Source organism: Phytopseudomonas daroniae (genome assembly GCF_004327285.1).
Lineage (GTDB): Bacteria > Pseudomonadota > Gammaproteobacteria > Pseudomonadales > Pseudomonadaceae > Aquipseudomonas > Aquipseudomonas daroniae.
In genome coordinates this window covers 203,779-216,876 of sequence record NZ_QJUI01000001.1, presented here as the reverse complement: position 1 = coordinate 216,876, position 13,098 = coordinate 203,779, and the positions used below count along the sequence as shown (strand labels likewise).

Below are 13,098 nucleotides of genomic sequence, written 5' to 3'. Positions count from 1 at the left end.
TGCGTCTCCTTAGCAGTCCAGAGGGTTACGTTTTTCGGGATCGATACCGAACTTGACGATGGCCTCGGCCACGACTTTACGTTCGATCTCACCACGATCGGCCAGCGCTTCGAGCGCAGCCAGGACGACCCAGCGGCGATCCACTTCGAAGAAATCGCGCAGTTTGCGGCGGCTGTCGCTGCGGCCGTAACCGTCGGTGCCCAGCACCTTGTATTCCTTGACCGGTACCCACTGACGAATCTGCTCGGCGAACAGCTTCATGTAGTCGGTGCTCGCCACAACCGGGCCTTTGCGGCCGTTCAGGCACTGTTCGACATAGCTCTGCTTGGGCTCGTCGCCCGGGTGCAGGCGGTTGCTGCGTTCCACGGCCAGGCCGTCACGGCGCAGTTCGTTGAAGCTGGTGACGCTCCATACGTCGGCGCCGATGTTGTAATCGTTGCGCAGGATCTTCGCCGCTTCGCGAACTTCGTTGAGGATGGTGCCGCAGCCCAGCAGTTGCACGTGGTGGGCGGCTTCCTTCTTGTCCTCTTCGAGCAGGTACATGCCCTTGATGATGCCTTCTTCGACACCTTCCGGCATGGCGGGCTGCTGGTAGTTCTCGTTCATCACGGTGATGTAGTAATAAACGTTTTCCTGCAGGGTCATCATCCGGTGCGTGCCTTCGCGCACGATCACCGCCAGCTCGTAGGCATAGGTTGGATCGTAGCTGCGCACGTTGGGGATGGTGCTGGCGAGGATGTGGCTGTGGCCGTCCTCGTGCTGCAGGCCTTCACCGTTCAGCGTGGTGCGGCCGGAAGTGCCGCCCAGTAGGAAGCCGCGGGTCTGGCCGTCGCCAGCTGCCCAGGCCAGGTCACCGATACGCTGGAAGCCGAACATCGAGTAGAAGATGTAGACCGGCAGCATCGGTGTGTTGTAGTTGCTGTAGGCGGTACCGGCAGCGATGAAGGAGGAGAACGCACCGGCCTCGTTGAGGCCTTCCTGGAGGATCTGGCCGTCCTTCTCTTCGCGGTAGTACATCACCTGGTCGCGGTCGACCGGCTCGTACAGCTGGCCGACAGGCGAGTAGATACCCAACTGGCGAAACATGCCTTCCATACCGAAGGTACGGGCTTCGTCAGCGAGGATCGGGACGATACGCTTGCCCAGCTCCTTGTCCTTGACCAGCGACGCAAGGATGCGGCCGAACGCCATGGTGGTGGAAATTTCGCGGTCGCCGGAGCCGTCCAGAACAGCCTTGAGGGTGTCCAGCGGCGGGGTCGGGATGCTGATGGTGCCGCGGTTGCGCTGCGGCAGGTGGCCACCGAGCTTCTCGCGGCACTTGCGCAGGTACTTCATTTCCGCGCTGTCTTCGGCCGGACGGTAGAACGGCAGTTCTTCCAACTGCGAATCGTTCAGCGGGATGTCGAAGCGATCGCGGAATTTCTTCAGCGACTCGATATCGACCTTCTTGGTGTTGTGCGCGGTGTTCTTCGCTTCGCCGGCACCGGTGCCATAGCCCTTGATGGTCTTGGCCAGGATGACGGTCGGCTGACCCTTGTGGTTGACCGCCTGATGGTAGGCCGCATAGACCTTGTAGGGGTCGTGGCCGCCGCGGTTGAGATTGAAGATCTCCTCGTCGGAGAGCTTCTCGACGCGCTTGAGCAGCTCCGGGTCGGCACCGAAGAAGTGCTGGCGCACGTAGGCGCCGTCCTTGGCCTTGTAGTTCTGGTACTCGCCGTCGATGGCCTGATCCATGCGACGCTGCATGCGGCCGTCTTCGTCCTGGGCGAACAGCGGATCCCACATGCGGCCCCAGATGACCTTGTTGACGTTCCAGTTGGCACCGCGGAAGTTGCCTTCCAGTTCCTGGATGATCTTGCTGTTACCACGCACTGGGCCGTCGAGGCGCTGCAGGTTGCAGTTGATGACGAAGATCAGGTTGTCGAGGTTTTCGCGGCCGGCCAGGGAGATGGCGCCCAGGGTTTCCGGCTCGTCGCACTCGCCGTCGCCGATGAAGCACCAGACCTTCTGCTTGCCGGCCGGGATGAAACCGCGGTTTTCCAGGTACTTCATGAAGCGTGCCTGGTAGATCGCGGTGATCGGGCCCAAGCCCATGGAAACGGTGGGGAACTGCCAGAAGTCCGGCATCAGATGCGGGTGCGGGTAGGACGACAGGCCGCCACCGTCCACTTCCTGACGGAACTTGAGCATCTGCTCTTCGCTCAGGCGGCCTTCCAGGAAGGCGCGTGCGTAGATGCCGGGAGAGGCGTGGCCCTGATAGTAGATCAGGTCGCCGCCATGCTCATCGGTCGGAGCCTGGAAGAAGTAGTTGAAGCCGATGTCGTAGAGGGTCGCACTGGAGGCGAAGGTGGAGATGTGGCCACCCAGATCCGGATCCTGCATGTTGGCGCGCATCACCATGGCCAGGGCGTTCCAGCGAACGATCGAGCGGATGCGGCGTTCCATGAACAGGTCGCCCGGCATGCGCGCTTCGCGGGTTACCGGGATGGTGTTGCGATAGGGTGTGGTGATCGAATAGGGCAACTGCGTGCCGCTACGAGTGGCCAACTCACCCAGGCGCGTCATCAGATAGTGGGCACGGTCTTCGCCTTCCTTGTCGAGGACGGATTCCAGCGCGTCCAGCCATTCCTGGGTTTCGATTGGATCGAGGTCTTGCATGGCTTGCTCCAGAGCGGAAAGGCTTCCAGAATCGGAAGCCAGGATGCGTGGCCGGCTTTTTGAGCGGGCACATTAATTCTTGGATATACCGGTTGGGTAGATCCGGCTTCGTGTAGTTTTACTACATTTCGCTGGCGATTTCAGCTCTTACGATTGATTCATTAGCAGCAAAACTACAATCAAATCAGGCGTGAGCCATACGCGGCGAGCCTTCGCAGGGCTTCGCCGGTTTTCCAACAGGCTCAGTAGCCCGCCGAAAAGGATAGACCATGAGCTTGCCCGCGCTCGTCTCTTTGCCTGCCATCCTCATGCCGCTGGCCCAGCGCGCCGAGCAGTCGCTGACTCAGACCTTCAGTGAATTGTCTCCCCAGGCCGCCACCGGCTTCGCTGCCTGGCCGCCGCTGCGCAAGGAGCATTTGCAACGGGTGACGGCCGCGAGCGACTTCGTGACGCAGCAGGGGCTACGCGACCCGAAAATGCTGCTCGACCTGGCCGACAGTGGCGAGCTGGAACGCCGCCTGGCAGCCGGTGAGTTGCGCGGGCAGCTTGCAAGACAGTTGAGCGAATGTGCTGACGAGAATGCCTTGGCGCGCAGTCTGCGGCGCTTTCGCAATCGCCAGCAGCTGCGCATCATCTGGCGCGATATCAGTCGTCAGGCGGATCTGGTGGAGACGTGCCGCGATTTATCCGACCTGGCCGATGCCTGCATCGATCTGGCCTATCAATGGCTCTATCCCAAGCACTGTGAGCAGTTCGGCACGCCGGTCGGGCACCGCACTGGCGAGCCGCAGCATATGGTCATCCTCGGCATGGGCAAGCTTGGTGCCCATGAGCTGAACCTGTCGTCGGATATCGATCTGATCTTCGGCTATCCGGAAGGCGGCGAAACCCAGGGGGTCAAGCGGCCGCTGGATAACCAGGAGTTCTTCATCCGCCTGGGCCAGAAGCTGATCAAGGCGCTGGACGCCATCACCGTCGACGGCTTCGTGTTCCGCACCGACATGCGCCTGCGCCCCTATGGTTCTTCCGGTGCGCTGGTGTTCAGTTTCAACGCGCTGGAGCAGTACTACCAGGATCAGGGTCGCGACTGGGAGCGCTATGCGATGATCAAGGCGCGGGTGGTCGGCGGTGACCAGGAGGCCGGCGCGCAATTGCTGGAGATGTTGCGCCCGTTCGTCTATCGCCGTTATCTGGATTTTTCCGCCATCGACGCGCTGCGCACCATGAAGCAGCTGATTCAGCAGGAAGTCCGGCGCAAGGGCATGGCCGAAAACATCAAGCTCGGCTCTGGTGGCATCCGTGAAGTGGAGTTCATCGCCCAGGCCTTCCAACTGATCCACGGCGGTCGCGATCTCAGCCTGCAGCAGCGTTCGCTGCTCAAGGTGCTCGATACTCTCAAGGGGCAGGGTTATCTGCCAGCGCAGGCAGTCGACGAACTGCTCGCCGGTTATGCCTTCCTGCGTTATACCGAGCATGCCCTGCAGGCCATCGATGACCGGCAGACGCAGATGCTGCCGGACAACGACGAAGATCGTGCACGGGTGGCCTTCATGCTCGGCTTCGACGACTGGGAAGCTTTCCATGCGCAGTTGATGCAGTGGCGTGGTCGCGTCGACTGGCACTTCCGCCAGGTCATCGCCGACCCGGACGAAGATCAGGACATTGGCGAAGAGCCCATGGTCGGCGCCGCCTGGCTGCCGCTGTGGAACGACGATCGGGACGAAGAAGCGGCCTGCCGGCAATTGGCCGAAGCCGGGTTCGCCGATGCCCAGGCCGCCTGGCAACGCCTGGTGGGGCTGCGCAACGGCAATCAGGTACGGGCGATGCAGCGCATCGGTCGCGAGCGCCTGGATGCCTTCATCCCGCGGCTGCTGGCCGCCACGGTGGAGCAGGAAAAGCCGGATCTGGTGCTGGAGCGGGTCTTGCCGCTGATCGAAGCGGTAGCCCGGCGCTCCGCCTACCTGGTGCTGCTCACGGAAAACCCCAATGCGTTACTGCGCCTGCTGACCCTGTGTGCGGCCAGCCCGTGGATCGCCGAGCAGATCACGCGCTTTCCGCTGCTGCTCGACGAACTGCTCAACGAAGGACGCCTGTTCAGCCCGCCTCAGGCACCGGAGCTGGCTGCCGAGCTGCAGGAGCGGCTGACGCGCATCCCCGAAGAGGATCTGGAACAGCAGATGGAAGCCCTGCGCCATTTCAAACTGGCTCACGGCCTGCGCGTGGCGGCTTCGGAAATCACTGGCACGTTGCCGCTGATGAAAGTCAGCGATTACCTGACCTGGCTGGCCGAGGCCATTCTCGACCAGGTGCTGGCGCTGGCCTGGCGGCAGATGGTCGCCCGTCATGGCACACCGCAGCGGCTAGACGGCAGTTTGTGCGCGCCGGACTTCATCATCGTCGGCTACGGAAAGGTCGGTGGTATCGAGCTGGGCCATGGCTCCGATCTGGATCTGGTGTTCATTCATGACGGCGATCCCCAGGCCGAGACCGATGGCGCCAAGCCCATCGACGGTGCGCAGTTCTTCACTCGGCTGGGTCAGCGCATCATCCACCTGCTGACGGCACAGACCAACTCCGGCCAGCTTTACGAGGTCGATATGCGCCTGCGGCCTTCCGGGGCGGCCGGATTGCTGGTCAGTTCTCTGGGTGCCTTCCGCCGTTATCAGGAAAGCGAAGCCTGGACCTGGGAGCATCAGGCGCTGGTGCGTGCCCGGGTGCTGGTCGGCTGTCAGCGGGTGGCCGCGGCATTCGCCGAAGTGCGTACGGCCGTCCTCGCCCGCGAGCGCGATCAGGCCAAGTTGCAGGCCGAAGTCAGCGAGATGCGCGCGAAGATGCGTGACAATCTTGGCACCCGCACCACCGCTGCCGGCACCGCGGAGAATGCCTTCGACGCCGCCGCGGCCTTCGACCTCAAGCAGGACGCCGGAGGTATCGTCGATATCGAATTTATGGTGCAATACGCGGCCCTGGCGTGGTCGAAGCAGCACCCGGTACTGCTCGAGTTCACCGATAATATCCGCATTCTGGAAGGCCTGGATCGGCTCGGTCTGCTACGTGATGGCGAGGCGACCCTGCTCCAGGACGCTTACAAAACCTACCGCTCTGCAGCCCACCGACAGGCGTTGCAGAAGCAGCCTGGGGTAGTGGGTGGCGACCAGTTCCACGAGCACCGACGCAACGTGATGCGTATCTGGCGTGAACTGGGCTTGAGCTGATGGCAGTCGCTTACCACCATGCCCCTCAATCATTGTACCGCTGAGCTTATGAATATTCTGATCATCGGCCCTTCGTGGGTAGGCGACATGGTGATGGCGCAGACATTGTTTCAATGTCTGAAAGTTCGCCATCCCGATTGCGCCATCGACGTGCTGGCGCCGGAGTGGAGCCGGCCGATCCTCGAACGCATGCCCGAAGTGCGCGAAGCCCTGAGCTTTCCCCTGGGCCATGGCGTGCTGGAGCTGGCCACTCGGCGGCGCATCGGCAAATCCCTGGCCGGCCGTTATGACCAGGCGATCCTGCTGCCCAACTCGTTGAAATCGGCACTGGTGCCGTTCTTCGCGGGTATCCCCGTGCGTACCGGCTGGAAGGGCGAAATGCGCTACGGCCTGCTCAACGACGTTCGCACCCTGGACAAGGCACGCTACCCGCTGATGATCGAGCGCTTCATGGCGCTGGCCTATGCGCCGGGCGTCGAGCTGCCGCAACCTTATCCGCGACCCTCGCTGAGTATCGATCCGGCTACCCGTGACGCGGCGCTGGCGAGTTTCGGCCTGACCCTGGATCGCCCGGTTCTGGCCCTGTGCCCCGGCGCCGAGTTCGGCGAGGCCAAGCGCTGGCCGAGCGAGCATTACGCCCGCGTTGCCGAGCACAAGATCCGTGAGGGCTGGCAGGTCTGGCTGTTCGGTTCGAAGAAGGATCATCCGGTCGGTGAAGATATCCGTTCGCGGCTGATTCCGGGGCTGCGCGAAGAAGTGGTCAACCTGTGTGGCGAAACCAGCCTGGCCCAGGCCATCGACCTGCTGTCCTGCGCCGCTTCGGTGGTGTCCAACGATTCCGGGTTGATGCACGTGGCGGCGGCGCTCAACCGCCCATTGGTGGCGGTCTATGGCTCCACGTCGCCGCAGTTCACCCCGCCGCTGGCCGAACAGGTGGAAATCATCCGCCTGGGCATAGAGTGCAGTCCGTGTTTTGACCGTACCTGCCGCTTTGGCCATTACAACTGCCTGGTGCAGCTCGAACCGCGCGTCGCCGTTGATGCGCTGGATCGGCTCGTCGCCCATCCGGTCGAGGTGTAGCGCCGGATGCGAGTGCTGTTGATCAAAACCTCGTCACTGGGCGACGTGATCCATACCCTGCCGGCTCTGACCGACGCGGCTCGGGCCATTCCCGGTATCCGCTTCGACTGGGTGGTGGAAGAGGGTTTCGCCGAGATTCCAGCCTGGCACCCGGCGGTGTCTCAAGTCATTCCTGTGGCCATCCGTCGCTGGCGCAAGCACCCCCTGCAGACCCTGCGCAGCGGCGAGTGGTCGCGCTTCAAGAAACGCTTGCGTGACACCCGCTACGATCTGGTGATCGATGCGCAGGGCTTGCTCAAGAGCGCCTGGCTGACTCGCTACGTCAAGGCACCGGTGGCCGGGCTGGATCGCAAGTCGGCCCGTGAACCGATCGCTGCGCGCTTCTATGATCGCTGTTACAGCGTGCCGCGCGCCCAGCACGCCCTGGAGCGGGTGCGTCAGCTGTTCGGCCAGGCGCTGGGGTACAGTGTGCCCGCTGGTCTGGGCGACTATGGTTTGAACCGCGCCCAGCTTGCAGATCCGCAGGCGCGCCCTTATCTGGTGTTTCTGCACGGCACCACCTGGGCCAGCAAGCACTGGCCCGAGGCCTATTGGCGTGAGCTGGCCGAGCGGGTCGCCGAACAGGGCTGGTCGATTCGCCTGCCCTGGGGCAATGAAGTCGAGAAGGCCCGTGCCGAGCGTATCGCCAGTGGCATCGACGGGGCGGCGGTATTGCCGAAGCTGAACCTGGCCGGAATGGCCAAGGTGCTCGCCGGTGCCCAGGCCTGTGTTGCCGTGGATACCGGGTTGGGACATCTGGCCGCGGCGCTGGATGTGCCCACCGTGTCGTTGTACGGGCCGACGCTGCCGGGCCGTGTTGGCGCCTATGGTCGTGCTCAGGTTCACCTGTGTGCCACTGGCCCGGATGCCGGCAAGGGCGATCGCGACAAGCCGTGCTTCGATGATTTGTTGCCGCAGAGGGTGTTCACCGAGTTGCACGCGCTGCTGCTGGATATGGGGATAGACTGATGCCGCTGGCCGATCACAAGCGTCCGGCTGGCGAGATTTCGAGGCGCGACCACAACCAGACGAGTGGAGGGGCAATGCGCCTGGCTTTCATCCTTTATAAATATTTCCCGTTCGGCGGGTTGCAGCGCGACTTCATGCGCATTGCCCTGGAGTGTCAGCGGCGTGGTCATGAGATCCGCGTGTACACGCCGATCTGGGAGGGCGAAGTGCCCGCCGGTTTCGAGGTGGTGGTCGTGCCGGTCAAGGCACTGTTCAATCATCACCGCAACGAAAAGCTGACCGCCTGGGTGCAGGCCGATCTGCGCCAACGGCCGGTCGACCGGGTGGTGGGCTTCAACAAGATGCCCGGCCTGGACGTCTACTACGCCGCCGACGGTTGTTTCGAAGATAAAGCGCAGACCCTGCGCAATCCGGTGTATCGCCGCTGGGGCCGCTACAAGCATTTTGCCGAGTACGAGCGGGAGGTATTCGCGCCCGGATCGCGCACCGAGATCCTGATGATTTCCGAGGTGCAGCAGCCGCTGTTCGTCAAACACTATGGCACCCCGCTCGAGCGCTTCCATCTGCTGCCGCCGGGTATCTCGGTGGATCGTCGCGCACCGGCTAACGCGGCCGAGGTACGCGCCGAGTTCCGTCGCGAGTTCGGCCTGGCCGAAGATGATCTGCTGCTGGTACAGATCGGCTCCGGCTTCAAGACCAAGGGTCTGGATCGCAGCCTGAAAGCGCTGGCGGCACTGCCTTCTGCGCTGCGCAAGCGCACGCGCCTGTTCGTCATCGGCCAGGATGATCCGAAAGCCTTCCAGATGCAGAGCAAGGCTCTGGGGATCGCCGATCAGGTTTCCTTTCTCAAGGGGCGAGACGATGTGCCGCGATTTCTGCTGGGCGCCGATCTGCTGATTCATCCGGCCTACAACGAGAACACCGGTACGGTACTGCTGGAGGCGCTGGTGGCAGGCCTGCCGGTGCTGGTGACCGAGGTCTGCGGCTATGCCCATTACATCCTCGATGCCGATGCCGGGCGCGTGCTGCCCAGCCCCTTCGAGCAGGGTGCGCTCGATCAAGCGCTGGCCGATATGCTCAGCGACCCGGCGCAGCGCCTGGTTTGGCAGCGCAACGGCCTGGCATTCGCCGATACCGCCGACCTGTACAGCATGCCGCAGCACGCGGCCGATGTGATCCTGGCGCCGCGCCCATGAGCAATCCAGCTGCTCTGGCAAGCATCGACCCTGTAGGAGCGTCGTCCTCGGCGCGGTGCACTCGTGGCCGTTCCACAAGATTTCTGTCGCCTTCAGCATTCGCCGCGAGGGCGCGGCTCCTACAGGGGGGCTTATGCGCCTGATTCTCGCTGAACCCTTCAAGTCCCTGTGGGCCGGCAAGGATGCCTTCGCTGAGGTCGAACGCCTGCAGGGGCAGGTTTACCGTGAGCTGGAAGCACGCCGCACCTTGCGTGCCGAGGTCGACGGCAGGGGTTATTTCGTCAAGATTCACCGCGGCGTTGGCTGGGGCGAGATCGTCAAGAATCTCAGCACATGGCGTCTACCGGTGCTCGGCGCCGGCCAGGAGTGGAAGGCCATCCAGCGTCTGACCGAAGCCGGTGTGCCGACCATGACTGCCGTGGCCTATGGCGAGCGCGGCAGTAACCCGGCGCAGCAGCATTCCTTCATCATTACCGAAGAATTGGCGCCGACCATCGACCTCGAGCAACTGACCCAGGCCTGGCCGGAGCAGCCACCTCTGCCGGGACTGAAATGGGCGCTGATCCTCCGTGTTGCTGATATGACTGGACGTATGCACGCGGCAGGAGTCAATCATCGCGACTGCTACATTTGTCACTTCCTGCTGCACACCGACAAGCCCTTCAGTGCCGATGATTTCCGTTTGTCGGTGATCGATCTGCATCGCGCCCAGTTGCGTCCCGCCGTGCCGCGGCGCTGGCGCGACAAGGATCTGGCCGGCCTGTATTTCTCGGCGTTGAATATCGGCCTGACCCAGCGCGACTTTCTGCGCTTCCTCAAGGGGTATTTCGCTGCAGCCGGAAGTGCACGTTCGCTACGCCAGATTCTGCGCGACGAAGCCGCGCTGCTGGCCTGGCTGCAGCGCAAGGCCGAACGGTTGCTGTCGCGCTACGCACGTAAATACGAAACAGGGGCCAGTCATGAGTGAGTGGCGAGTCACCGCTCTGGCGACGCCAGGGGCTGCCAGAGCGTTTGCTACCCTTGACGCCGTGTTCGCCCTGGAGGGTGAGCCGATTACCCACGATCCGCTCTCGGATGTGATCCGTGTTGAATTCGATGGGCTGCGTTATTACGTCAAGCGCTACCACGGCGCGGGCAAGGGCGTTCGGCGGTTCGTCGGCAGGCCGCGGGTCAAGGCCGAGTGGCAGAACCTCAAGCATTTCGCCGCCTGGGGCATTCCGACTGCGCCCATTGCCGCCTACGGCCTGGAGCGCAAAGGCACCGCCTTTGGTCGGGGCGCGCTGATCACTCAGGAACTGGTCGACACCATGGACATGTCGCGCCTTGCCGCCAGCGGCGATGCACGCCTGCGTGATCGTGCCTGGGTCGAGGATGTCAGCTACCAGCTGGCCAAGGCCACGCGCACCCTGCACGATCATCACTTCACGCACAACGATCTGAAGTGGCGCAACCTGTTGGTCGACGAGCACCGTCGCCTGTATTTCATCGATTGCCCGACCGGGGCCTTCTGGTGGGGGCCTTTTCTGCGCAGGCGTATCGTCAAGGATCTGGCTTGTCTGGACAAAGTCGCTAAATATCATTTGTCGCGTACTCAGCGGCTGCGCTTCTATCTGCAGTATCGGCGTCGCGAGCGCTTGAACGACAGCGACAAGCAGCGCATCGGCCAGATCGTCCGCTATTTCGAGGGAAGAGAATGAAGGACTTCATCGACAGCGAAGATCGCTCGCTGCTCGAACGTCACGGCCTGGCCAGCTTCGAGGCGCTGTGGGCGCTCGAGCTGCATGCGGTGGACGAACCCAACAAGGCGCCCCGTGGTGGCTGGAGTTCGGTGTACCGGCTCGACCTGGATGGCCACGGGTACTACCTCAAACGCCAGAGCAACTACCTGACTCGCAGCCTGGAGCGTCCATTGGGCGAACCGACCCTGGCTCGCGAGTTCCGCAGCATTCGCCGCTACAGCCACCTGGGCATCCCTGCCATGAGTGCGTCGTTCTACGCCGAGCGACGCATCGCCGGCGAGCGCCGGGCCATTCTGCTGACCCGAGCGCTGGATGGTTGGCAGGATCTCGACAGCCTGCTGCCAGGCTGGACGCAGCTCGCTGCCGAGCAACGTCTGGCGATCGTCAGTGCCTGTGGGGCACTGGCCCGTCAGGTGCATGACAAAGGGCAATTGCATGGCTGCTTCTATCCCAAGCACATCTTCCTGCAACCCAGCGACAGCGGTTTCGCGGCTCAACTGATCGATCTGGAGAAGACGCGTCCGCTGTTCTTCGGCGAGCGTGATCGCATCAAGGATCTCGAACCGCTGCTGCGCCGCGCCAATCCGTGGAATGACGAGGATACAGTCGGGTTCCTGACCGCCTATCTGGGGAGTGAGGAGAACGTGGATCATTGGTTGCAGCGCCTGACGGCGCGCTTCAAGGACAAGGCCCAACGCCCATGAAACTGGCTTCTCTGACCGATGCGGGGCGTAGCCCCGAGTTGCCGCTGCTGCTCGAAACGCCTGCTGGCCAGCTCCTCGAGCTGCAAAGCTTGCTGCGCGTGTTGCCTGGCCAGCGCTATGTGGGGCAGGCGCAGTGGCAAGGGCGTGCGGTGCTGGCCAAGTTGCTGGTCGGCAGCAAGGCCGAGCGACACTTCTCTCGCGAGTTGCTGGGCGCCCAATTACTGGTTGAGCAGGGGTTATGCACACCGTCGTTGCTCGAGCATGGTTCGACCTCTGGCGAGGGCGGCTGGCTGTTGTTCGAGTTTCTCGAAAATGCGCGCAGCCTGGCCGATGACTGGCAGGCGGTGGCCGACCAGCCCTGGTTGAGCGACGCTCAGCAACAGGTGCTGGGCGAAGCCTTGGCCGTCATCGCCGAGCTGCACCGCAAAGGGCTGTGGCAAGAGGATCTGCACCTGGACAATCTGCTGCGCCAGGAGGGTCGTCTATACCTGATCGATGGTGGTGGCATTCGCGCGGAAGCGCCAGGGCAGCCCTTGTCGCGAGACAAGGTGCTGGCCAATCTGGGCCTGTTCTTCGCGCAGTTTCCCGGTGCCATCGACAGCTTTATCGAAGAGCTGCTGGTGCATTACCTGCTGGTCAATGGCGAGCATGCGCTGCCGCTGGAGGCGTTGCTGAAGGCCGTGACGAAGGCGCGGGCATCGCGCATGCAGGCGTTCATGGCCAAGATCGGACGTGAGTGCACAGCCTTTCGCGTCTGGCGCAGCGCCTCGCGTTTGCAGGTCGTCAGGCGAGAGGAAGACGCACTGCTGGCAACATTGCTGGCTGATCCGGATGCGGCGATTGCCGCAGGCCAGCCCCTCAAACTGGGCGGCTCGTCCACCGTGGCGCGGGTCGAACAGGCAGGCCGGCAGATGGTCATCAAACGCTACAACATCAAGGGCTTCGGGCACTGGCTAAGACGTTTCTGGCGCCCGAGCCGTGCCTGGCACAGCTGGTGCGAAGGCAATCGCCTGGATTTTCTCGGCATCGCCACACCCAGGCCGCTGGCCGTGCTGGAGCGTCGTACCTTGTGGCTGCGCCGCCAGGCTTATCTGATTACCGAACACACGCCGGGTGTGGATATAATTACCCGTTTCGCGCCCTGCCAGGCAGGTGAGTTGCCGCCCGAGGCGGACTTGCAGGCGCTGGAAACCTTGTTCGCGGCGCTGCTGCGTGAGCGCATCAGCCACGGCGACTTCAAGGGCACCAACATATTGTGGCAGGCTGGCCGCCCGGCGCTGATCGACCTGGATGCCATGCAGCATCACGGCAGCGCCAGCAGTTTCACGGCTGCCTATGCCCGGGATCGTGCGCGTTTCTTGCGCAACTGGCCGGCAGATAGCGCCCTGTACCAGGAACTGGATCGGCGTTTGCCAACTATCACCTGAGTCCGCTCCAGGCGGGCTTGGCGAAACCAAACAACCGCGGTTGTCGACGTCCGGCAACCGCACTAAGAGGC

Annotated in this window: 9 protein-coding genes; 8 read left to right on the top strand and 1 reads right to left on the bottom strand. The window is 63.0% G+C overall.

The annotated features are described in order from the left end of the window. Positions 1-9: 9 nt before the first annotated feature. Positions 10-2,658 carry a pyruvate dehydrogenase (acetyl-transferring), homodimeric type gene (gene aceE, locus DNK06_RS00940; RefSeq protein WP_131178175.1) on the bottom strand — a complete coding sequence of 883 codons (2,649 nt, stop codon included), beginning with the start codon at positions 2,656-2,658 and terminating at the stop codon, positions 10-12. 269 nt (positions 2,659-2,927) lie between these two features. On the opposite strand from aceE, the gene glnE reads away from it, so the two are divergent. From glnE to DNK06_RS00900, 8 genes are all read left to right on the top strand, one after another. Then, a complete protein-coding gene (gene glnE, locus DNK06_RS00935; RefSeq protein WP_131178174.1) occupies positions 2,928-5,873 on the top strand; it encodes a bifunctional [glutamate--ammonia ligase]-adenylyl-L-tyrosine phosphorylase/[glutamate--ammonia-ligase] adenylyltransferase in 2,946 nt (981 codons plus the stop codon). A 48-nt stretch (positions 5,874-5,921) separates the two neighbouring features. Next, positions 5,922-6,953: a lipopolysaccharide heptosyltransferase II gene (gene waaF, locus DNK06_RS00930; RefSeq protein ID WP_131178173.1), complete on the top strand. Its 1,032-nt coding sequence runs from the start codon at positions 5,922-5,924 to the stop codon at positions 6,951-6,953. 6 nt (positions 6,954-6,959) lie between these two features. After that, positions 6,960-7,961 carry a lipopolysaccharide heptosyltransferase I gene (gene waaC / locus DNK06_RS00925; protein WP_131178172.1) on the top strand — a complete coding sequence of 334 codons (1,002 nt, stop codon included), beginning with the start codon at positions 6,960-6,962 and terminating at the stop codon, positions 7,959-7,961. Positions 7,962-8,035: 74 nt separating this feature from the next. After that, positions 8,036-9,157 (top strand): glycosyltransferase family 4 protein, encoded by a 1,122-nt coding sequence (locus DNK06_RS00920; RefSeq protein WP_131178171.1) that lies wholly within the window; start codon positions 8,036-8,038, stop codon positions 9,155-9,157. A 133-nt stretch (positions 9,158-9,290) separates the two neighbouring features. Then, positions 9,291-10,124 (top strand): lipopolysaccharide core heptose(I) kinase RfaP, encoded by an 834-nt coding sequence (gene rfaP, locus DNK06_RS00915; RefSeq protein ID WP_131178170.1) that lies wholly within the window; start codon positions 9,291-9,293, stop codon positions 10,122-10,124. After that, a complete protein-coding gene (locus DNK06_RS00910) occupies positions 10,117-10,854 on the top strand; it encodes a lipopolysaccharide kinase InaA family protein (protein WP_131178169.1) in 738 nt (245 codons plus the stop codon). The genes rfaP and DNK06_RS00910 overlap by 8 nt, the downstream gene beginning before the upstream one ends. Then, positions 10,851-11,600 (top strand): lipopolysaccharide kinase InaA family protein, encoded by a 750-nt coding sequence (locus tag DNK06_RS00905; RefSeq protein WP_131178168.1) that lies wholly within the window; start codon positions 10,851-10,853, stop codon positions 11,598-11,600. The genes DNK06_RS00910 and DNK06_RS00905 overlap by 4 nt, the downstream gene beginning before the upstream one ends. Then, on the top strand, positions 11,597-13,027 hold the full coding sequence (locus DNK06_RS00900; protein WP_131178167.1) for a lipopolysaccharide kinase InaA family protein: 1,431 nt from the start codon (positions 11,597-11,599) through the stop codon (positions 13,025-13,027). Before DNK06_RS00905 ends, DNK06_RS00900 begins: the two co-directional genes overlap by 4 nt. Positions 13,028-13,098 lie beyond the last annotated feature (71 nt).